At 60.2% G+C, this 21,927-nt stretch carries 20 protein-coding genes; 13 read left to right on the forward strand and 7 right to left on the reverse strand.

Features of this window, described 5'->3' with window-relative positions:
• Positions 1–38: 38 nt before the first annotated feature.
• Genes AB4N41_RS19000 through pepN form a run of 6 tightly spaced genes read left to right on the forward strand, consistent with a single transcriptional unit; the run spans position 39 to position 6,556 of the window.
• Positions 39–929: an NAD(+) kinase gene (locus AB4N41_RS19000; RefSeq protein WP_041480619.1), complete on the forward strand. Its 891-nt coding sequence runs from the start codon at positions 39–41 to the stop codon at positions 927–929.
• On the forward strand, positions 929–1,900 hold the full coding sequence (locus tag AB4N41_RS19005) for a metallophosphoesterase (protein ID WP_252877869.1): 972 nt from the start codon (positions 929–931) through the stop codon (positions 1,898–1,900). The genes AB4N41_RS19000 and AB4N41_RS19005 overlap by 1 nt, the downstream gene beginning before the upstream one ends.
• Complete coding sequence (locus AB4N41_RS19010; RefSeq protein ID WP_252877870.1) at positions 1,897–2,766, forward strand: rhomboid family intramembrane serine protease; 870 nt, start codon at positions 1,897–1,899, stop codon at positions 2,764–2,766. The genes AB4N41_RS19005 and AB4N41_RS19010 overlap by 4 nt, the downstream gene beginning before the upstream one ends.
• A 34-nt stretch (positions 2,767–2,800) precedes the next feature.
• Entirely contained in the window at positions 2,801–3,061 is a 261-nt protein-coding gene (locus tag AB4N41_RS19015; protein WP_016774215.1) for a YeaC family protein, read from the forward strand.
• The gene (locus AB4N41_RS19020; protein ID WP_186569239.1) at positions 3,058–3,888 is read left to right on the forward strand and encodes a DUF2797 domain-containing protein; all 831 of its coding nucleotides are present in this window, start codon (positions 3,058–3,060) and stop codon (positions 3,886–3,888) included. Before AB4N41_RS19015 ends, AB4N41_RS19020 begins: the two co-directional genes overlap by 4 nt.
• 10 nt (positions 3,889–3,898) lie before the next feature.
• Positions 3,899–6,556: an aminopeptidase N gene (pepN, locus tag AB4N41_RS19025; protein ID WP_460137894.1), complete on the forward strand. Its 2,658-nt coding sequence runs from the start codon at positions 3,899–3,901 to the stop codon at positions 6,554–6,556.
• Between the two features lie 110 nt (positions 6,557–6,666).
• On the opposite strand, the gene katG is transcribed toward pepN, so the two are convergent.
• The gene (gene katG, locus AB4N41_RS19030) at positions 6,667–8,943 is read right to left on the reverse strand and encodes a catalase/peroxidase HPI (protein ID WP_460137896.1); all 2,277 of its coding nucleotides are present in this window, start codon (positions 8,941–8,943) and stop codon (positions 6,667–6,669) included.
• A gap of 260 nt (positions 8,944–9,203) precedes the next feature.
• Between katG and AB4N41_RS19035 the strand changes: the two genes are divergently transcribed.
• A complete protein-coding gene (locus AB4N41_RS19035; protein WP_460137897.1) occupies positions 9,204–9,632 on the forward strand; it encodes a hypothetical protein in 429 nt (142 codons plus the stop codon).
• 9 nt (positions 9,633–9,641) lie between these two features.
• Here the strand turns inward: AB4N41_RS19035 and AB4N41_RS19040 are convergent, their stop codons facing one another.
• Positions 9,642–11,852 (reverse strand): LTA synthase family protein, encoded by a 2,211-nt coding sequence (locus AB4N41_RS19040; RefSeq protein WP_460137898.1) that lies wholly within the window; start codon positions 11,850–11,852, stop codon positions 9,642–9,644.
• A 327-nt stretch (positions 11,853–12,179) separates the two neighbouring features.
• On the opposite strand from AB4N41_RS19040, the gene AB4N41_RS19045 reads away from it, so the two are divergent.
• Positions 12,180–13,196 (forward strand): ABC transporter substrate-binding protein, encoded by a 1,017-nt coding sequence (locus AB4N41_RS19045; RefSeq protein WP_460137899.1) that lies wholly within the window; start codon positions 12,180–12,182, stop codon positions 13,194–13,196.
• Between the two features lie 220 nt (positions 13,197–13,416).
• Here AB4N41_RS19045 and AB4N41_RS19050 read toward each other — a convergent pair whose 3' ends face one another.
• Positions 13,417–13,896 (reverse strand): copper chaperone PCu(A)C, encoded by a 480-nt coding sequence (locus AB4N41_RS19050; protein WP_460137900.1) that lies wholly within the window; start codon positions 13,894–13,896, stop codon positions 13,417–13,419.
• Positions 13,896–14,501, reverse strand: coding sequence for an SCO family protein (locus tag AB4N41_RS19055; protein WP_016774221.1), 606 nt, complete (start codon positions 14,499–14,501; stop codon positions 13,896–13,898). The genes AB4N41_RS19050 and AB4N41_RS19055 overlap by 1 nt, the downstream gene beginning before the upstream one ends.
• A 273-nt stretch (positions 14,502–14,774) precedes the next feature.
• Here AB4N41_RS19055 and AB4N41_RS19060 point away from each other — a divergent pair, with 273 nt between their 5' ends.
• The 3 genes from AB4N41_RS19060 to AB4N41_RS19070 all read left to right on the forward strand — a co-directional run bounded on the left by AB4N41_RS19060 (position 14,775) and on the right by AB4N41_RS19070 (position 16,815).
• On the forward strand, positions 14,775–15,701 hold the full coding sequence (locus AB4N41_RS19060) for a Gfo/Idh/MocA family protein (protein WP_460137901.1): 927 nt from the start codon (positions 14,775–14,777) through the stop codon (positions 15,699–15,701).
• Positions 15,702–15,830: 129 nt separating this feature from the next.
• Positions 15,831–16,460, forward strand: coding sequence for an isochorismate family cysteine hydrolase YcaC (gene ycaC, locus AB4N41_RS19065; protein ID WP_016774235.1), 630 nt, complete (start codon positions 15,831–15,833; stop codon positions 16,458–16,460).
• A 154-nt stretch (positions 16,461–16,614) separates the two neighbouring features.
• Complete coding sequence (locus AB4N41_RS19070) at positions 16,615–16,815, forward strand: hypothetical protein (protein ID WP_016774226.1); 201 nt, start codon at positions 16,615–16,617, stop codon at positions 16,813–16,815.
• A 250-nt stretch (positions 16,816–17,065) separates the two neighbouring features.
• On the opposite strand, the gene AB4N41_RS19075 is transcribed toward AB4N41_RS19070, so the two are convergent.
• Together AB4N41_RS19075 and AB4N41_RS19080 are read right to left on the reverse strand one after the other, a co-directional pair.
• On the reverse strand, positions 17,066–17,803 hold the full coding sequence (locus AB4N41_RS19075; RefSeq protein WP_252877878.1) for an SDR family oxidoreductase: 738 nt from the start codon (positions 17,801–17,803) through the stop codon (positions 17,066–17,068).
• A gap of 127 nt (positions 17,804–17,930) precedes the next feature.
• Complete coding sequence (locus AB4N41_RS19080) at positions 17,931–18,812, reverse strand: helix-turn-helix domain-containing protein (RefSeq protein ID WP_252878169.1); 882 nt, start codon at positions 18,810–18,812, stop codon at positions 17,931–17,933.
• A gap of 258 nt (positions 18,813–19,070) precedes the next feature.
• Between AB4N41_RS19080 and AB4N41_RS19085 the strand changes: the two genes are divergently transcribed.
• Both AB4N41_RS19085 and AB4N41_RS19090 read left to right on the forward strand, forming a co-directional pair.
• Positions 19,071–19,835 (forward strand): SDR family NAD(P)-dependent oxidoreductase, encoded by a 765-nt coding sequence (locus AB4N41_RS19085; protein ID WP_252877879.1) that lies wholly within the window; start codon positions 19,071–19,073, stop codon positions 19,833–19,835.
• 173 nt (positions 19,836–20,008) lie between these two features.
• Positions 20,009–20,926, forward strand: a complete 918-nt coding sequence (locus tag AB4N41_RS19090) for an AraC family transcriptional regulator (RefSeq protein ID WP_095179591.1) — start codon at positions 20,009–20,011, stop codon at positions 20,924–20,926.
• Here the strand turns inward: AB4N41_RS19090 and AB4N41_RS19095 are convergent, their stop codons facing one another.
• Positions 20,927–21,856, reverse strand: coding sequence for a LysR family transcriptional regulator (locus AB4N41_RS19095; RefSeq protein ID WP_252877880.1), 930 nt, complete (start codon positions 21,854–21,856; stop codon positions 20,927–20,929).
• Positions 21,857–21,927: the final 71 nt, after the last annotated feature.

Here is a 21,927-nt window from a genome sequence, read left to right on the forward strand (position 1 = left end):
ATCGGGTTTTCGCGTTTTCGATTGTCCGCAGAGGTCCCATGGAGCAATTTCGTAATATCGGCATCATCGGTCGCCTGGGCAGTTCCCAGGTGCTGGATACCGTCCGCCGACTGAAACGCTTTCTGCTCGACCGTCACCTGCATGTGATCCTCGAAGACACCATCGCTGAAGTCCTGCCCGGCCATGGCCTGCAAACCTCGTCGCGCAAGATGCTCGGCGAAGTTTGTGACATGGTCATCGTCGTCGGCGGCGACGGCAGCCTGCTCGGCGCCGCGCGGGCGCTGGCCAGGCACAATATTCCGGTGCTGGGCATCAACCGCGGGAGCCTTGGCTTCCTCACCGACATTCGCCCCGACGAGCTGGAAATCAAGGTCGCCGAAGTGCTCGACGGCCACTATCTGGTAGAAAACCGCTTCCTGCTGCAAGCCGAAGTGCGTCGCCATGGCGAGGCCATCGGCCAGGGCGATGCGCTCAACGATGTCGTGCTGCACCCGGGCAAATCGACGCGGATGATCGAATTCGAGCTGTATATCGACGGCCAGTTCGTCTGCAGCCAGAAGGCCGACGGCCTGATCGTCGCGACGCCCACCGGCTCCACTGCCTACGCGTTGTCTGCCGGCGGGCCGATCATGCATCCCAAGCTCGACGCTATTGTGATTGTGCCGATGTACCCCCATACCTTGTCGGGACGGCCGATCGTGGTCGATGGCAACAGTGAGCTGAAAATCGTCGTGTCCAAAGATATGCAGATCTACCCGCAGGTGTCCTGCGACGGGCAGAACCACTTCACCTGCGCACCGGGCGACACCATTACCGTGAGCAAGAAAGCGCAGAAGCTGCGCCTGATTCATCCGCTCGATCACAATTACTACGAGGTGTGCCGCACCAAGCTTGGCTGGGGCAGCAAGCTGGGGGGCGGAGGCGACTGATGCTCGATCCCGCGCGCAGTTACGACCTGATCGGTGACGTGCACGGATGCGCCATGACCCTTGAACACTTGCTGGACCGTCTCGGTTATCACAAGCAGGGCGGGGTCTGGCGGCATCCGTCACGCATGGCGGTGTTCGTCGGCGACATCATCGACCGTGGCCCGCGCATTCGCGAGGCGCTGCACATCGTTCACGACATGGTCGAGGCGGGGCAGGCGCTGTGCATCATGGGCAACCACGAATTCAACGCGCTCGGCTGGGTCACCCCGGCGCCACCGGGCAGCGGCAAGCAGTTCGTGCGCGAACACACCAAGCGCCATGCGCGGCTGTTGCAGGAAACCCTGAGCCAATTCGAGGACCATCCCGGTGACTGGCATGACTTCCAGCAGTGGTTCTACGAGTTGCCGCTGTTCGTCGATGCCGGGCGGTTTCGCGTCGTCCACGCCTGCTGGGATGCCGGGCTGATCGAGCCGCTGCGGGCGCTGTTCCCCAATGGCTGCGTCGATGAGCATTTCCTCCAGGCCTCGGCGGTGCCCGGCAGCTTCGCCTGCACTGTGTTCGACCGCTTGCTGCGCGGCACCGACATGCGCCTGCCCGGTGGCCTGACTATGACCAGCGGCGACGGTCTGGTGCGTTCGTTCTTCCGCACCAAGTTCTGGGAAGACGACCCGAAAACCTATGGCGACATCGTGTTCCAGCCCGATGCACTGCCCGAACCTGTCGCGCAGACGCCGCTGACGTCCACTGAAAAGAATTCCCTGCTGCGCTACGGCGTCGACGAGCCGTTGCTGTTCGTCGGCCACTACTGGCGCAGCGGCAAACCGGCGCCGATCCGCCCGAACCTCGCGTGCCTGGATTACAGCGCCGTGCTCTACGGCAAACTGGTGGCCTATCGTCTGGACCAGGAAACGCTCCTGGATCCGCAAAAATTCGTCTGGGTCGATGTCGAGCGGCCGGAGGTGCTGCAATGAGTGCGGTAGCGGTATTGCGCCTGCCGTTGGCGGTGGATCTGAGCGGTTTTGTCAAACTGCTGCAACGCATGCAAGTGCCCCATCGCGTCAGCGAAGAGGCGGGCGAACAGGTGCTGTGGGCACCAGAAGAAATCAGCGAGGACGTGCGTTCCTTGTACGAGCGCTTCCCGGCCGGCGACCCGGATCAGCAACTGGACCTACCCATGGGCCAGACCTTCAAGCGCCCGAGCTTCGCCGAGCAGCTGAAACACGCCAAAGCCACCGGGTTGATTCTGCTGTTGAGCCTGATCGTCGGTGGTCTGACCTTCCTCGGCGAAAACCTCGAGACCTTGCGCTGGCTGACCTTCCTCGATTTCCGCGTGATCGGTGAGTACATCCACTTCACGCCGCTGGCCGACAGCCTCGCGGCGGGGCAGTGGTGGCGGCTGGTCACGCCGATGCTGATCCACTTCGGCATCCTCCATCTGGCCATGAACGGTATGTGGTACTGGGAGCTGGGGCGGCGCATCGAGTCGCGCCAGGGCAGCATCAACCTGATCGGCCTGACGCTGCTGTTCAGTCTGGTGTCCAACTACGGGCAGTTCGTCTGGAGCGGCCCGAGCCTGTTTGGTGGGCTGTCCGGCGTGCTTTACGGGTTGCTCGGGCATTGCTGGATCTTCCAGTTGCTGGCGCCGAACCCGGCCTATCGTTTGCCGCGCGGCGTGCTGGTGATGATGCTGGTGTGGCTGGTGGTGTGCATGTCCGGGCTGATCTCGCTGATCGGTTTCGGCCAGATCGCCAACGCCGCGCACCTGAGCGGGTTACTCATCGGATGCTTTACCGGTTTGTTGGGCGGTTTGTATAACCGCCGTAAACTGGCCGTCTAACATTTTTGTTTCAGCAAAGAGCACGGAGACCCTGATGTCCTCTTTCAACGACATGATCAACAACATCACCCCGGACATCTACGAAAGCCTGAAACTGGCCGTGGAAATCGGTAAATGGTCCGACGGCAACAAGCTCACTGCCGAACAGCGCGAGCTGTCGTTGCAGGCGATGATTGCCTGGGAAATCCAGAACCTGCCGGAAGACCAGCGCACTGGCTACATGGGCCCGCAAGAATGTGCGTCGAAGTCGATCGAAGTGCCGAACATCCTGTTCAAGTCGGATGCCATCCATTGATCGAGATTGGCCGCGGTGCAATCAGCAAAATGTCGGCGCGTCTGGACGGGTCGAACGTGCAGTACGCGTTTCGTCTGGATGACGTCGAGGTGCCGGTCAATCCGTTGATCGGCAGCACGCTGCGTCTGGAGTTTTTGGGGGCGATTCACTGCACCCATTGCGGGCGCAAAACCAAAACCAGTTTCAGTCAGGGCTATTGCTACCCGTGCATGACCAAACTGGCGCAGTGCGACCTGTGCATCATGAGTCCGGAGCGCTGCCACTTCGACGCCGGCACCTGCCGCGATCCGGAGTGGGGCGAGAAATTCTGCATGACCGACCATGTGGTTTACCTGGCCAATTCGTCAGGCATCAAGGTTGGCATCACCCGTGCTACGCAGTTGCCGACCCGCTGGCTCGACCAGGGTGCGAGTCAAGCCTTGCCAATCATGCGTGTATCAACACGCCAGCAATCGGGGTTTGTCGAGGACCTGTTCCGCAGCCAGGTGGCGGACAAGACCAACTGGCGCGCGCTGCTCAAAGGTGATGCGGCGGCGGTGGATCTGGCGCAGGTGCGCGATCAGTTGTTCGAAAGCTGCGCCGAAGGCCTGCAAGGGTTGCAGGAGCGATTCGGCCTACAGGCGATTCAGACGATTGCCGATGTCGAACCGCTGGAAATCCGCTATCCCGTCGAGCAATACCCGGCGAAAATCGTCAGCTTCAACCTGGACAAGAACCCGATTGCCGAAGGCACGCTGCTGGGGATCAAGGGCCAGTACCTGATCTTCGACACCGGCGTGATCAACATTCGTAAATACACGGCTTACCAGCTCGCCGTGCATCAATAAGGATTCCAGCATGCGCACCGAACAACCGAAGATGATTTACCTCAAGGACTATCAGGCGCCCGAGTACCTGATCGACGAAACGCACCTGACCTTCGAGTTGTTCGAGGACCACAGCCTGGTTCACGCGCAACTGGTGATGCGCCGCAACCCGGATCGCGGCGCCGGCCTGCCGCCGCTGGTGCTCGACGGCCAGCAACTGGAGCTGCTGTCGGTGACGCTGGCGGATCAGGAGCTGAGCGCCGCTGACTATCAAGTCTCGGACAGCCACCTGACTCTGCAGCCAACCAGTGAAACGTTCACCCTCGACACCAGCGTGCGCATCCACCCGGAAACCAATACCGCGCTGGAAGGCCTGTACAAGTCCGGCACGATGTTCTGCACCCAGTGCGAGGCCGAAGGCTTTCGCAAGATCACCTATTACCTCGACCGCCCGGACGTGATGAGCAAGTTCACCACCACCGTCGTGGCCGAACAGCACAGCTACCCGGTGCTGCTCTCCAACGGTAACCCGATCGCCTCCGGCCCCGGCGAAGATGGCCGGCACTGGGCGACCTGGGAAGATCCGTTCAAGAAACCGGCGTACCTGTTTGCGCTGGTCGCCGGTGATCTGTGGTGCGTCGAAGACACTTTCACCACCATGAGCCAGCGCAATGTCGCGCTGCGCATTTATGTCGAGCCGGAAAACATCGACAAGTGCCAGCACGCGATGAACAGCCTGAAGAAATCCATGCGCTGGGACGAAGAGGTGTACGGTCGCGAGTACGATCTGGACATCTTCATGATCGTCGCCGTCAACGATTTCAACATGGGCGCGATGGAGAACAAGGGCCTAAACATTTTCAACTCCAGCGCCGTGCTGGCCCGCGCCGAAACCGCGACCGACGCCGCGCACCAGCGGGTCGAGGCGATCGTCGCCCATGAATACTTCCACAACTGGTCGGGCAACCGCGTGACCTGCCGCGACTGGTTCCAGTTGTCGCTCAAGGAAGGCTTCACGGTGTTCCGCGATGCCGGTTTCTCCTCGGACATGAACTCGGCGACGGTCAAGCGCATTCAGGACGTGGCCTATCTGCGTACTCACCAGTTCGCCGAAGATGCCGGGCCGATGGCCCACGCCGTGCGTCCGGACAGCTTCATCGAGATTTCCAACTTCTACACCCTGACCGTGTACGAAAAAGGCTCGGAAGTGGTCGGCATGATCCACACCCTGCTGGGCGCCGAAGGCTTCCGTAAGGGCAGCGATCTGTATTTCGAACGCCACGACGGTCAGGCCGTGACCTGCGACGACTTCGTCAAGGCCATGGAAGATGCCAATGGCGTTGATCTCAGTCAGTTCAAACGCTGGTACAGCCAGGCTGGTACGCCGCGTCTGGCCGTCAGCGAGTCCTACGACGCTGCGGCGAAAACCTACAGTCTGACCTTCCGCCAGAGCTGCCCGCCGACTCCGGACAAGGTGGAAAAACTACCGTTCGTGATTCCGGTCGAGCTCGGGCTGCTTGATAGCCAGGGCAACGAAATCGCCCTGCGTCTGGCTGGTGAAGCTTCGGCACAAGGCACCACTCGGGTGATCTCGGTGACCGACGCCGAGCAGACCTTCACTTTCGTCGACATTAACGCACAGCCGCTGCCGTCGCTGCTGCGTGGCTTCTCGGCGCCAGTGAAATTGAGTTTCCCGTACAACCGCGATCAACTGATGTTCCTGATGCAGCACGACAGCGACGGTTTCAATCGCTGGGATGCCGGTCAGCAATTGTCGGTGCAAGTGCTTCAAGAGTTGATCGGCCAGCATCAGAAAGGCGAGAGCCTGAAGCTCGATCCGCGTTTGGTGTCGGCGCTGCGCACGGTGCTGTCCGACGAGTCGCTGGATCAGGCGATGGTTGCCGAAATGCTCTCGCTGCCGGGTGAGGCTTATCTCACCGAGATCAGCGAAGTGGCCGACGTCGAGGCGATTCATGTCGCGCGCGAATTCGCCCGCAAGCAACTCGCCGAAGGTTTGTTCGAAGCGCTGTGGCTGCGTTATCAGGCCAACCGCGATCTGTCGAAGAAAACTCCGTACGTGGCTGAGGCCGAGCACTTTGCCCGTCGCGCCTTGCAGAACATCGCCCTGTCGTACCTGATGCTCAGCGGCAAGCCGGAAGTGCTGGCGGCGGCGCTGGAGCAATTCGAGACCGCCGACAACATGACCGAGCGCCTGACCGCGCTGGCGGTGCTGGTCAACTCGCCGTTCGAAGAGCAGAAGGCCCTGGCTTTGGCCAGCTTCGCCGAGCACTTCAAGGACAATCCGCTGGTCATGGATCAGTGGTTCAGCGTGCAGGCCGGTAGCACCTTGCCGGGCGGTTTGGCGCGGGTGAAGGCGTTGATGCAGCACCCGGCGTTCAACATCAAGAACCCGAACAAGGTGCGGGCACTGATCGGCGCGTTCGCCGGGCAGAACCTGATCAACTTCCACGCGGCGGACGGTTCCGGTTATCGCTTCCTTGCCGATCTGGTGATCGAACTGAACGGCTTCAACCCGCAGATCGCCTCGCGCCAACTGGCCCCGCTGACCCGCTGGCGCAAATACGACAGCGCGCGTCAGGCGTTGATGAAGGCTGAGCTGGAGCGGATTCTGGCGTCCGGGTCGCTGTCCAGCGATGTGTATGAAGTGGTGAGCAAAAGCCTGGCGTAACGCCGATTAAATGTTGGGGCCTTTAATTGATCGTTCCCATGCTCTGCGTGGGAACGATCAACAAAAAAATGCCGCTCAACGAGCGGCATTTTTATTGACACAACAAACAGCTATTTACGCAGATCAAACCGATCCAGATTCATCACCTTCGTCCAGGCCTTGACGAAATCGTTAACGAAATGCGCCTTCGCGTCGGAACTGGCATAGACCTCGGCCAAGGCGCGCAATTGCGCATTGGAGCCGAACACCAGATCCACCCGCGTCGCCGTCCACTTTGGCGCCCCGGTCTTGCGGTCACGGCCTTCAAACTCATCAGCATCCCGTGACGTTGGGGTCCACTCCACGCCCATGTCCAGCAGGTGGGTGAAGAAGTCATTGCTCAGCGTTTCGGTTTTATCGGTGAACACGCCATGCCGCGTCTGGCCGACATTGGTGTTCAATACCCGCAAACCACCCAGTAGCACGGTCATTTCTGGTGCCGTGAGAGTCAGCAACTGCGCCTTGTCGATCAGCAGGGTTTCTGCCGCAACCGTGTATTTGCCTTTGCTGTAATTGCGGAAGCCATCGGCGATCGGTTCGAGGAAGCCGAACGATTCGACATCGGTCTGCTCCTGCGAAGCATCGACGCGGCCCGGTGAAAACGGCGCCGACACCGAATGCCCGGCGTTCTGCGCGGCTTTTTCCACCCCGGCATTACCGGCCAGGACGATCAGGTCCGCCAACGAGATCTTCTTGCCATTGGCAGCAGAACCGTTGAACTCGTTCTGAATGCTTTCCAGCGTGCTCAGCACTTTGTCCAGTTGTTCGGGCTGGTTGGCCTGCCAGAACTTCTGCGGGGCCAGACGCAAGCGTCCGCCGTTGGCGCCACCGCGCTTGTCCGAACCGCGGAAGGTCGATGCAGCAGCCCACGCGGTCGAAACCAGTTGCGACACTGACAACCCTGAAGCCAGCACCTTGTTTTTCAGCGCCGTGGCGTCGCTGTCATCGATAAGCGGGTGCGTCACATCGGGCAGCGGGTCTTGCCAGAGCAGCTCCTCTTGCGGCATTTCCGGGCCGAGGTAGCGAGAGAGCGGCCCCATGTCCCGATGGATCAGCTTGTACCAGGCGCGGGCAAATGCGTCGGCGAGCTGATCGGGATTGGCCAGGAAACGCCGGGAAATCTGCTCGTATGCAGGATCGAAGCGCAACGCCAGGTCGGAGGTGAGCATGGTCGGCGAGAGCTTCTTGTTCGGATCGTGAGCGTGGGGAACGGTGCCTGCACCCGCGCCGTTTTTCGGTTGCCACTGATTGGCGCCCGCCGGGCTTTTGGTCAGCTCCCACTCGAAGCCGAACAGGTTTTCCAGATAGTTGTTGCTCCACTGCGTTGGCGTGGTGGTCCAGGTCACTTCCAGACCACTGGTGATGGTGTCGGCGCCTTTACCGGTGCCGAAGGCGTTTTTCCAGCCCAGACCCTGTTGCTCCAGACCGGCCGCTTCCGGTTCGGGGCCGACATTGTCAGCCGGACCGGCGCCATGGGTCTTGCCGAACGCGTGGCCGCCGGCGATCAACGCCACGGTTTCTTCGTCGTTCATGGCCATGCGGCCGAAGGTTTCGCGAATGTCCTTGGCCGAGGCCACCGGATCCGGGTTGCCTTCAGGGCCTTCCGGGTTGACGTAGATCAGGCCCATCTGCACGGCGGCGAGGGGATTTTCCAGATTGCGTTCGCCCTGATCGGTGCGGCTTTCTTCACGGCCATGCAAATCGGGCTCAGCCACCAGCGTGCCGTCACCGGGCTCTTGCACTGGGCCATTGCTCTTGCCGTAACGGTTGTCGCCGCCCAGCCACTCGGTTTCCGAACCCCAGTACACATCTTCATCCGGTTCCCAGACATCGGCGCGGCCCCCGGAAAAACCGAAGGTCTTGAAGCCCATGGATTCCAGAGCGACGTTGCCGGTGAGCACGATCAGATCAGCCCAGGAAATATTGCGCCCGTATTTTTGCTTGATCGGCCACAGCAGGCGGCGGGCCTTGTCGAGGCTGACGTTGTCCGGCCAACTGTTGAGCGGGGCGAAGCGTTGCTGCCCGGAGCCGGCGCCACCACGGCCATCGGCGGTGCGATAGGTCCCGGCGCTGTGCCAGGCCATGCGCACGAACAGCGGGCCGTAGTGGCCAAAGTCGGCCGGCCACCAGTCCTGAGAATCAGTCATCAGTGCTTTGATGTCTTGTTTCAGCGCCTGGAAGTCGAGGCTTTTGAAGGCTTTGGCGTAGTCGAAGTCCTGGCCCAGCGGATCGGACTTGGGGGAATGCTGGCTGAGGATTTTCAGATTGAGTTGATTCGGCCACCAGTCACGGTTCGTCGTACCGCCGCCGGCGGCGTGGTTGAACGGGCATTTCGATTCGTTTGCCATGTTCGGATCCCTATCAGGTCTGCGGCCGGCTCGTGCCGACTTCGGACTGGTAAGGCTAGACCCGAGTTGGCAAGTCGGCTAATAGCCGCAGTCTTGGCAGGCGATAGGCAGGCTCTTTTGCTAGCGCGATATCGTGATGAAAAAGCAGCGTTATTTCGAAGCGATCTTAAAAACTGTCAGCTTTGACAGTGGTTGATACCACGCAATCCCAATACGTTGGAGTCAACGCAACGTCACCTTTACCTCAAGGGAATATCGACATGTCTCAGGACGAAACAAGTGACCTTCTGAACAAACGAAATGCTACCGGTAGCTTTGTCGCGTTTCTCGATGACGTTAAATTTTTGGAGAGCAAGTTATGTGTTTATGCAGAGACCGAGACGGAATTTATCATCATCGGAACTGACGATTTTATACACACGGTCGAGTTGTCTGTGCCGAATGCGTTGGAGGGAGATGGTCCTCACACAGTGACTTTTCCAACCATGGGACGGTATTGGAAGGTTGTGATCAATCATTTTGACCAACCTATTATTGAGGGTGAACTCATCGTCACCTTTGCCAATTTTCGCAAAAACGTAGCAGGCACTTTTGCTCTGGATCTGGGAAAAGCCAGGAAAGTGACAGGCAAATTCGATCTTACACTCGATACCCCGAAGCAAAGTGACAGGCGAGTGCAGCCTTTATAAATAAAGACGTCAACTCGATTGCGCGGTGTCGTCCTCGGGCACGTCATCAAGAATGTCATCCTGCCCCGGCAGTTCAGTGATCACGCTGAAGTCCGATACTTCAACCGCGCCATTGCCATAGCCCAGCAAATGAAACGAGAAGGCTTTGCGCGGCTGCGGGTTTTCAAAGCTGAAATCCATCTCCAGCGGCTGATCCGCCGTGGCGACCATTTCTGCTGGCAGGCCCAGTTGCACGTCCTGTTCAAATTCCTTGGCCTTGAGCTGAATGTACGCCGCCTGCTGCGGATCGACCGAGCGCACGGTCAGGCGCACGCGGGTGTGCGAGCCTTTGGGCATTTCCAGGTATTGCGCGCCGATCAGGTTGTCAGCCCAGTCATCCTTGATCTGCGCTTGCAGAGGGATGATGTTGTTGCTGCCGAACTGGTAGCGATGATTGAGCGGTGTGCGCAGCAAGGACAGGTCCAGCGCCTCGGCGCGCGCGGCGATTTGCCGGGCCGGGTGGCCGCTGTAGGTGCCTTTGTATGTGGCACTTTCGGCGATGAAGCCGGTGCTTTGGTAATAGCGGCAGCGGCGCGGCAGATCGCACTCGGAGAAGATGCCCTGACCGTTGTGGTAGCGCAGTTTGCCGTTGGTGAACGACATGATTTCGCGCCCGGAGTCGTAGTCGCGAAACAGCGACCGCCCGCTCAGCGCGGTCGGCACCGGTAGGTCGAAATAGTCGAGGATCGAGGTGCTCAGATCGACGTGGCCGTAGACCCCGGCATTCAGACGCGGCAGTTGCGCCTGCTCCGGTGCCAGCGTCAGGTTGAAACCCCACGAGGAGGCCAGCCGCACGCCGTCGATGCCATGGGATTCATCCGAGGTGATCACCACCAGTGTGTCCTTGAGAACGCCCTGGCGCTCCAGCCCTGAAAGAAATTCATCCAGCGCATCGTCGAGATAACCGACGGCAGCCTGCTTGGGCGTCTCATAACGCTGCAGATAATCCTCCGGTGCGGAGTAGGGCTGATGGGTGCCGACCGTCAGCAGAGTCAACATCCACGGCTGCTTTTGCTTTTTCAACTGGCCGACGTAATCCAGCGCACCTTCAAAAAACGCCTTGTCATCCTTGCCCCACGGGAACTCCAGATAGTTGCTGTTGCTGAACCATTCCAGGCCGTGGGTCGCATCGAAACCGATGTGCGGCATGATCTTGTCTTTGGCCATGAAGCGCAGGCCGGCGCCCTGCAAGTAATGAGTGCTGAAACCGTGTTCGCGCAGCTGCGCCGGCAGGCAGGCCTGATTGCGCTCGTTGAGGGTGAGCATTTCCACGCCTTTGGGCGTGCCGTTGTTGAGCTTATCGTAGTCACCGCACAGCATGGCGTACAAACCGCGAATGGTCTGATGGGTGTGCAGCACGTAATCCGGTGTGTTCATGCCGCGCTCGGCCCAGCGGCTGAGGTTGGGCATCAGGTCTTCCTGGTAATGACTGCCGATCGCCTCGCGGTTGGCGCGGATGTAGGCGCCGGGAATGCCTTCCAGGGCAATGATCAGCACATTGCGCGCCTGACCCGGCGCGGCGAGCAGCTTCTGGCCAATGAGATCGACGTCGGTGAGCCCGGCCATCGCCGGTGTCGGTTCTTCGACGTCGCCGTCCAGCCACTCCTCGGCCTGGATCTGCAGGTCGGCCACTTCGCTGGCGAGCAATTGATGCGGCAGGTTGTACAAACGCCAGGCATCGCCGTCATTCGGCCACAGGTTTTGCGCGCCCCAGTGCGCGGCGAACAAAGCGATCGGCGCGGCCCAGGCAGCGCGCGGCAATGCCGGCCGAGCCAGACCGCGCCCTATAAATTGGGCCAGCAGCCAGAAAACCAACGCACCCAGCAAAGCAATGGCCAGGGCAGGGTGCGCAAGTCCGCCGCCAGTGGAGTTCTCGACGAACTGCGGGTCGATCAGGTAGTGAACATCCGAAGGCGTCGGCAGGCGGCCGACGGCGCTGACCAATTCTGCCGTGGCGATCGCCAGCAGCGCCCAAAACACCAGCACCGGCAAGGCCAGCCACCACATACGGCGATGCAGCGCTACCACCAGCAGACTACCCACGGCCAGATCCGACAAAAAGCCCAGCGGTGTCGACCAGCCCAACGCTGCACGCAGGCACACCGGCACGATCATTACCAAAACGATTAGAGAAAGAAGGCGGGCATTCGGCCGCCGCAGCCAGTTGAAAAGAGCGCTCACAAAAAAGGCCTGCTTGTCATCAAAGGGTCAAAAAAGTGTGGGTGATGATATCAAGGGCAGGAAGGCTGATCGGCTTTTTAAACCTGCGGCCGGCGATCCCCGAAACGGCGCGTGCCCATAGCGGGCGTGGGTTGTGGGGCGCAGTGCCATTTTTCCCGAGGGCAGTTTTTTGTTTCAGACTGTTGTAGGTTCATCCACTGCTCCTGAATTCCAGCAGCAGACGTCAAATCGCTCAGTGCTATCGATATGCGATAAGGGTATTTAATTTCTATTTTTTATAGCTATAAAGTCAGGCCTTTCAGCCCACCCCCATGCTGCGAGGTTGTCATGGCCACACCGTTCAAACGTTCTGCGCTGACTCTGTTGGCCGCTACTCTGGCAGCGGGTGCGCTGTTCAGTAGCGGCGCCCAAGCCGAGGGCAAGATCAGCATCGCCCAGCAATTCGGCATCGGTTACCTGATTCTCGATGTCGTACGCGATCAACAGCTGATCGAGAAACACGGTAAGGCTCAGGGTCTGGACATCAAGGTCGACTGGAACAGCATTTCCGGCGCCACGGCGATGAACGAGGCGCTGCTGACCGGAGCGCTGGATGTGGTCTCGGCCGGCGTGCCGCCGATGCTTAGTGTGTGGGACCGCACCAAGGGCAAACAGAACGTCAAAGCCATCGCCGCGCTGGGCTCGATGCCTAATTACCTGCTGACCAACAATCCGAATATCAAAACCCTCAAGGACTTCAGCGACAAGGACCGTATCGCCGTGCCGGCCGCAGGCGTGGGTTTTCAGTCGCGCACCCTGCAAATTGAAACCGCGAAAGAATTCGGTGATGACCAGTTCAAGAAATTCGATAACATTTCAGTCAGCCTGCCGCACCCGGACGCCACCGCCGCGCTGATCGCCGGCGGCTCGGAAATCAATTCGCATTTCTCCAGCCCACCGTTTCAGTACCAGGCTCTGCAAAACCCCAACGTGCACAAAGTGCTGAGTTCCTACGACATCCTCGGCGGCCCGGCGACGTTCAACGTGCTCTACACCACGGAAAAATTCCACGACGAAAACCCGAAAACCTACAAGGCGTTCTACGACGCACTGGCCGAAGCCGAGCAGATCATCAAAGCCGACAAGCCCGCCGCTGCCCAAGCCTACATCCGAGTAGAGCAATCGAAATTGCCGCTGGCTCTGGTCGAGCAAATCGTCAAAGATCCGGAAATCGACTTCACCGTCGTACCGCAACGCACGTTTATATATGCCGAGAAATTGCAGGAACTGGGTGTGTTGAAAAACAAGGCGGCGAGCTGGAAGGATTACTTCTTTGAAGAGGCGCATGGTGGTGCGGGGAGTTGAGGGATTGGACATCACCCAGAATTAATGTGGGAGCGAGCCTGCTCGCGAAAGTAGAGTTTCAGCCACAGATGATTTGACTGACCTGACGCCTTCGCGAGCAGGCTCGCTCCCACAGGTTTAGCGGCGTAAGCCTTCTTCCGGCCAATAAAAAACGGGGCGGCCCGATCATCGATCAGGCCGCCCCGTTTATGTGTCGGGCGAACAGTCTTTCCGTCAGCGATCAATGCATCTTGCTGTGATCGTGGCCGCCCATGTTGGTCAGCGCGCGAACCGGTGCTTTGACTTCGATGGTTTCTTTCTCGCCCTTGGTGTTTTCCACTGTCAGGGTCAGCGGCACGCTGTCGCCTTCCTTCAACTGACCGCTCAGGCCCATCAGCATGACGTGGTAGCCGTTCGGGTCGAAGCTCACGGCTTTGCCGGCAGGCAGCTCAACGGACTTCACCCGGCCCATGGTCATCACATCGTTCTTCATGCTCATTTCATGAATCTGAACGTCCTTGGCCACTGGCGAGGCAACGCTGAGCAGCTTGCTGTCGGTGTCGGCAGTGACGGTCATGAACGCGCCGCTGGCGGACTGGGTCGGCACGGTGGCACGGACCCAGGCATCGTCGACTTTGGTCTGCGCCGACACCTGGAAGGCCAGGCCGAGCAGGGACAGTGCACATACGGTGCGTTTGAGGTGATTCAGAACGGGATGCATCAGCAGACCTCCATAACAGTAAGCAAATCTTCCGTGCACTCTTGGGCTGTCAGCGAAGTGGACAGGCCCAGGCGCAACTCACCACGCGAGTCGTAGACGTAGCTGGTGGACGTATGGGAGATGGTATAGGTGTCGCCGGCCGGGACCTTCTCGTAGAACACGTCGAATTCCTTGGCGGTGGCCTTGGTTTCCTCAAGTGTGCCGTACAGCGCGACGAAGCTCGGATCGAAGGCTTTGACGTAGGCGTCGAGGATCTGCGGCGTGTCGCGCTCAGGGTCAAGGGTGATGAACACCACTTGCAGGCGGTCGCCGTCGCGGCCCATGAGTTTCTTGATCTGCGCGGCGCGGGCCAGGGTGGTGGGGCAAACGGCCGGGCACTGGGTGAAGCCGAAGAAGATCATCGGCATCATCCCGCGAAAGCTCGACAGCGACATGGTTTCGCCTTCGGGGTTCTTCAGCTTGAAGGTGCGTCCGAGGATCTTGTCGCTCAGATCCTTGCCGTACTTGTACGACAGTTGGCCACGTGTGTCGCAACCGGCGAGCAGGCCGAGCCCGAGCACGCCCATTCCCGCAAGTACCTTGCGGCGAGTCAACAAAGCCGTCATCTAATACCGCCTTTTGCAGCCCGCGAGTCGGCAGGACTGGCGGGGGGTTAACCGTAAAAGCGCCGCATGATAGCAAACTGAGGCTGATCGCCGGCTGCCGATCGCCGCGCGGTGCGGGATCGGACGACAAAAGGTGTAAGAAGAAATGACGAATAAGCGATGCGTTCGCCGCGACCAAACTTGATTTAAATAGTATGACGATTGGAGGCGAGCGCAGAAACACGTACTCTTGCCGCTGCGCTGCAAAGACCAAAACAACAACAGGAGTCTGTAATGCAACCGATTCGTCTCGGCCTGGTGGGCTACGGCAAGATCGCCCAGGATCAACACGTCCCCGCCATCCTCGCCAACCCGGCGTTCCAGTTGGTGGCGGTCGCTACCCAAGGCAAACCTTGCGTCGGCGTGGAAAACTTCCAGTCGCTGGGCGAACTGCTCGAAAACGGCCCGACTGTCGACGCAATTGCGTTCTGCACGCCGCCACAGGGGCGCTTCGCACTGGTGCAACAGGCGTTGGCGGCCGGCAAGCACGTGCTGGTGGAAAAACCGCCCTGTGCGACATTGGGCGAGGCCATGGCCCTGGTCGATCAAGTCGCCGAACAAGGCGTCAGCGCTTTGTTCGCCTGGCACTCGCGCTACGCACCGGGCATCGCCGCCGCCCGCGACTGGCTTGCCAGCCGCACCCTGCAAAGCGTGCAGATCGACTGGAAGGAAGACGTACGCAAGTGGCATCCGGGTCAGGCATGGATCTGGCAACCGGGCGGCCTCGGCGTCTTCGACCCGGGCATCAACGCCTTGTCGATCATCACCCACCTGCTGACGCTGCCGCTGTTCGTCGAAGCCGCCGAACTGCGCGTGCCGAGCAACTGCCAGTCGCCGATTGCTGCCTCGATCAAAATGTCCGATGCGCGTCGGCTCGACGTGCGTGCCGAGTTCGATTTCGACCATGGCCACGATGAACTGTGGAGCATCGAAATTCGCTGCGTCGAAGGCGTCCTGCGTCTGGACAATGGCGGCGCGGTGCTAAGCATCGACGGCGTGAAGCAAAGCGTGTCGGAGGAGGGCGAGTACGCAGCGGTCTACCGCCACTTCCAGCAATTGATCAGCGACAAGGCCAGCGACCTGGATCTGCAACCGTTGCGCCTGGTGGCGGACAGTTTCTTTGTCGGTAGTCGGGCGTTGGTTGAGCCGTTTTACGATTGAAGTGGATTGTCCGGTTTGAGTGGACGGTGAAACACTTTTCAGCCGATTTATCCCTTTGCTGTGCGTCAGTAATCTGTACCCAACTTGAACGCAACAACAAAACTTCAAACTTGAAAAGGGACGCACACCATGACCACTCCAACCTACAACCGCCTGAACAAAGACGACGCTATCGTGCTGCTGGTAGATCACCAGACCGGTCTGATCTCGCTGGTGCAGGACTTCTCGCCGAACGAGTTCAAGAACAACGTGCTGGCGCTGGCGGATCTGGCCAAGTTCTTCGACCTGCCAACCATCCTCACCACCAGCTTCGAACAAGGCCCGAACGGCCCGCTGGTACCGGAGCTGAAAGAGATGTTCCCGGACGCGCCGTACATCGCTCGCCCAGGTCAGATCAACGCTTGGGACAACGAAGATTTCGTCAAGGCGATCAAAGCCACCGGGCGCAAGCAGATCATCATCGCCGGTGTCGTGACGGATGTGTGTGTAGCGTTCCCGACCCTGTCGGCGCTGGCGGAAGGTTTTGATGTGTTCGTAGTGACTGATGCGTCCGGCACCTTCAACACGACCGTGCAGCAAGCCGCGTGGAGCCGCATGACTCAGGCTGGCGCGCAGATGATGAACTGGTTCTCTGTAGCCTGCGAACTGCACCGGGACTGGCGCAACGATATTGAAGGCCTGGGCAATCTGCTGTCGCAGCGTATTCCCAACTACCGCAACCTGATGAACAGCTACTCGGCGCTGACGCAGCAGAAGTAAGCCTCCTACACAACGCAAAAGCCTGCTTTAAACAGCAGGTTTTTTGCGTTCAGGGCCGGCCGGCGAGTCACCGTTCGTCCATTGCCGGGCACTTGTCACGCGCCGGCATTTCACACGTTCAGGTGTCTATCGCTGAATCACATCGGAGACCGACATGGACATTGATGAAAACGCACCGGGCAACCAGTCGCAACAAGCCGTGACGCGCACCACCGACAACGAGACCGGGCACGATCCCAAGCGGGAAAATCCCGAGGTGCCTTTGCCGCCGGACGATGAGGCACCGGTCGAGGAAGATATGTCAGATGTGGATGCGGCCAACTCGGTGTCAACCGAACATCCGCCGTCACGCTGATCGAGCGATTTAATCGATGCCTCCCACTCTGGAATTAGAGTGAGAGGCTCTCCCGCGCACCCTTATGCAGTTCAGTCACCGACATCGTGAAAACCAGTATCGACCGGCCAGGGTTGGAATATCCGTGCGCTAAATTCCCGGTGGGAGCGAGCCTGCTCGCGAAGACGGCGGCACATCCAGCATCTTTGCCGACTGACCCGCGCTTTCGCGAGCAGGCTCGCTCCTACAGTTGATTGTGATTCATCTGGTCTCAGTAAGGGCTCGCGGTCGGGCGCACGATCAGTTCGCTGACGTCGACATCCGCCGGTTGTTCGACGGCATACGCAATCGCGCGGGCGATGGCTTCGGCGGGGATGGCGATCTTGCGGAATGACTTCATCTCTTCGCGGCCGCCTTCATCGGAAATGCTCTCGGCCAGTTCCGATTCGGTCACGCCCGGTGCGATGACGGTGACGCGGATATCGCCGCCCACTTCCTGGCGCAAGCCTTCGGAAATCGCCCGTACGGCGTATTTTGTCGCGCAGTACACCGCCGCAGTAGGGCTGACCGCGTAAGCACCGATCGAGGCGATGTTGATGATCTGCCCGGCGCGCTGGCGCTGCATCAAGGGCAGACTGGCGGCAATGCCGTGGAGCACGCCACGGATGTTGACGTCGATCATGCGGTTCCACTCATCGATCTTCAGCGCATCCAGCCGTGACAACGGCATGACCCCGGCGTTGTTGACCAGCACATCGACGCGGCCGTAATGCTCGACGGCAAAATCGACGAAGCGCTGCACATCCTGCTGATCGGTGACGTCCAGTGCGCGGAACTGCGCGTGGCCACCGGCGCCGTTGATCTCTTCGGCAATCACGGCCAGACGCTCGGTGCGCCGTGCGCCCAACACCACTTTGGCGCCACGTTCGGCGAGCAGGCGTGCGGTGGCTTCGCCGATGCCGCTGCTGGCGCCGGTAATCACGATCACTTTGTCTTGAATGTTCAGCATGATGTCGTCCTCTTCTGTGTGCCCGTGAGTGGGCCTGGAAGAAGATTAAGTGCGGCGGCTCATGGGCTATTAATCGATTCCTCCTCGGGATTTGCCCAATTCTGCTGCATCGCTTTTCGACAGGTTTTCAGGCCCCGCGTGGCGCGTCCCGGTAGGCACTCGGAGTGACCCCGACTTCACGGCGGAACACCTGGGAAAAGTGGCTGGGGCTGGAGTAGCCGACTTCCAGGCCAATGTCGATCACGCTGCGTGCGGTCTCCAGCAACAGATGACGCGCGCGGCTCATGCGCAGGCGGATGAAGTATTGCGAGGGCGATAAACCGGTGGCGCGCTTGAAGGTGCGGCTGAAGTGGTAGTCGCTCAGCTCAGCGACTGCGGCCAGATCACCGAGGCTGAAATCTTCCGCCAGATGCGCATTCATGGCTTCGATCACCCGGCGCAGTTTGTAGGCGGGCAGGGCGTTGTCGCGGCGCGGGTTGCTGTCGGGGTCGAGGTAATGACGCAGCAGATGGATCGCCAACGCCTGAGCCAGGCTGTGCACCAGCAGTGCACTGGGTTGGCGCTGTCCGGTCAGTTCGATGCGCAGTTGCTCAAGAATGAAGCTGACCTGCTCGTCACGCGCACCCGACACATCGACAAACGTCACTGCACCGGCCTGTTCGCCGAACGCTTCGCGCGCCGCGTGTTCGATCAAGCCCAGACCAAGATAAAGGTGCATGACTTCGAAGACCTCGCAACCTTCGGTCTGCCAGCGCATTTCATAAGGTTCGCGGGTGTTGGTCAGGAAGAAGTCGCCCGCCGTGACCTGGCTCGCCTGCCATTCTCCACCCAACGAGCGTTCTTCGACCCGGGCAGTGCCGGCCAGTACCAGCACCAGCAGCGGTTCGGCCACGCACGGCACGCGGATCGGCTCAAGCAGGGTTTGATGGCGGAACAGCTGCACCACCGCATCCTTGATCTGCGGCCGCGGCGTGGTCGTTTCCGCAACACCGGGCAGATGCTCCGGCATGGCTTCGGCGGCGATGCGCGCGGGCTGGCTGATTGTCGGTGTAGCGGGGCTGGAAGAGGGCACAGGACGCTCCATGAAAAGCTTCGGCTGCGAATGATTTTGAAGGTTAGGGCGGGCGAACGAGAAACTCCAGCGCAAAACCCCGACAGTCCCGGCAATCACCCGAAAGCCCGGCGGCGGACAGTGCGCGACAGTGAAGCCGTGTTCACGACCGCGCCATCAGGCGCAACACCGATTCGCTATCGAGGAGTTAAAACCATGACTGATTTCAACCACAACCTGCCCCAAGAAGTCGCCGGTAAAGTTGCACTGGTCACTGGCGCGGCCAGTGGTATCGGCAAAGCGATTGCGCTGATGCTGCACGCTCGCGGCGCCAAGGTGATTGCCGAAGACCTCAACCCGGCTGTCGAAGAACTGGCTCGTCCCGATCTGGTGCCGCTGGTGGCGGACATCACCGAGGACGGCGCCGCCGAACGCGCAGTAGGCCTTGCCGTCGAGCAGTTCGGGCGCCTGGATATTCTGGTCAACAACGCCGGGATCATCATCAACAAAGCCGTGATCGACATGAGCCGCGACGACTGGGAAAAGATCCAGGCAGTGAATGCCACGGCAGCCTTCCTGCACTGTCGCGAAGCGGTGAAAGCGATGATCCCGAACAAGTCCGGTGCAATCGTCAATATCGCCTCCTATGCCTCGTACTTTGCCTTCCCGACCATCGCCGCCTACACCGCTTCCAAAGGTGCGCTGGCACAACTGACCCGCACGCTGGCCCTGGAAGTCATCGAGCACGGCATTCGCGTCAACGCGATCGGCGTCGGCGATGTGGTGACCAATATTCTCAACGATGTGGTCGAGGACGGCCCGGGCTTCCTCGCGCAGCACGGCGAAGCAGCGCCAATCGGTCGGGCGGCGCAGCCGGAAGAGATCGCCGAGATCGTGACCTTTCTGGTCTCCGACCGCGCCAGTTTCATGGTCGGCTCGGTAGTCATGGCCGATGGCGGCATGACGGTAACGGCAGGCTGATAGCAGTGCGGCAAACCATGGGCACGTCAGATGATGTGCCCATGGTTTACCCCGATCTGACCGACGCAGAATCAGGCAAATCTGCAGCATCTTTGATCTAGTCGCCGCTGGGTAAAACTGGCTAATCTTCCTGGGCAGTTGACCTACCTTCGTCTGCTTTCGAGGCCCTTTGCATGGATAACCACGACGCTTCCATCCTCCACGACACGGCGGTGTATCGCGCCGAGCTGGTGCGCTTGCTGACTCAGCGCTTCGATGCGCCAGGCACCTACGAAACCGCGATTGCGCCGCTGCACGTGATCCGTCTCGATGGGCCGTCCGAGCTGATCCATGTCGTGCACCGCCCGGCGCTGTGCCTGATCGTGCAGGGCCGAAAGGAAGTCGGGCTGGGCGACGAACGTTTCCTCTACGACCCGTTGAATTACCTGGTGGTGTCGGTGACGTTGCCGGTGTCGGGACGGGTGATTGAAGCCTCACCCGAGGCGCCGTATTTTTGCGTACGGCTGGACTTCGATCCCGCGCAACTGACGCAACTGATTGCCGAGTCGCCGCTGACCGGCATGCCGCAAGACGCCGGGCGCGGCATGTTTCTCGACAAGATCGACGTGACATTGCTCGACACCATGCTGCGTCTGGTGCGCCTGCTGGATAACCCGCGCGACATCGGCATGCTCGCACCGATGGTGTTGCGTGAGCTGTATTACCGCCTGCTGCGCGGCCAGCACGGGCATCTGCTGTATGAAATCGCCGTCAGCGATTCGCAGACCCACCGGGTCACGCGGGCCATCGACTGGCTGAACAAGAATTTCACTGAACCGCTGCGCATCGACGCGCTGGCGCAGGTGGCCAATCTGAGCAATTCGGCGCTGCATCACCGCTTCAAAGCCGTCACCGCCATGAGCCCGCTGCAATATCAAAAACAGCTGCGCCTGCAAGAGGCGCGGCGGCTGATCATCAATGAAGGGCTGGACGTCTCGAGCGCCTGCTACCGCGTCGGCTACGAAAGCGCTTCGCAGTTCAGCCGCGAATACAACCGCCAGTTCGGCTGCCCGCCGTCCAAGGAACTCAGCCGCCTGCGTCAGACCGGCTGATTACCGCGGGTGTCCCGCCCATTCCTCACGAAACCCCAGCAGAAAATCCACAAACGCCCGCACCCGCTGCGGCACGTAGCGGCCGTGCGGGTAGAGCAGGGTGTAGGGGCGCGAACGTCCGGCGTACGGCTGCAGCACTTCAATCAGGCGGCCATCGGCGAGTTCCTGCTCGACGATGAACCGGTAAGTCTGAAACAGCCCTGCGCCGTGCTTGGCCAGCGTCACACCGCCGAGCACATCGTCGGAGCAGGAATAGCCACCGTCGGAAATCACTTCCAGGTCCCGGCCGTTTTCCTGAAACAGCCAGGAAATCCGCCGCCCGCTGCTGGGCAATTCGAACTGGATGCACTCATGCGCAATGAGATCGTCGAGGGTCTGCGGCGTGCCGGCTCTATGCAGATATTCGGGGGCGGCGACCACCACCAGGGCGGCGTCTTCCAGCAAGCGCGCGATCAGGGTCGAGTCCGGTTGCGCGCGTACGCGTATCGCCAGGTCGTAGCCTTCTTCAACGAAGTCGATATTGCGATTGCCCAAGTGCACGTCGACCGTGACCTCGGGGTACAACGCGCGAAATTTCGGCAGCAGCGGCAGGATGCGGTGATGCCCGTAGGTGGTCGGCAGGCTGATGCGCAGTCGCCCCGACGGCGATGTCTGCGCGCCCATGACTTCCTGCTGCGCTTCGACCAGTTGCGTCAGGGCCTGGCTGCATTGTTCGAAGAAGCTCCGTCCGGCGTCGGTGAGGCGAATGCTGCGCGTAGTACGGGCGAACAGTCGCGAACCCAGGCGTTGCTCCAGACGCAGAATCGACCGGCTCACCGCAGCGGGCGTGACCCCGGCCAGTTGCGCGGCGGCGGTGAAGCTGCCGGCTTCGGCGGCCAGGCAGAACAGTTCGATACTGCCTAACTGCAAATCTTCAAAATGGCGTTTCATTGTGGCTCGCACCGAGGATCGACGGACGTTCATCCTCTGTGTACCACAACCAACGACGCCGCCGGTATCCA

The organism is Pseudomonas sp. S2_A10, from assembly GCF_054668465.1.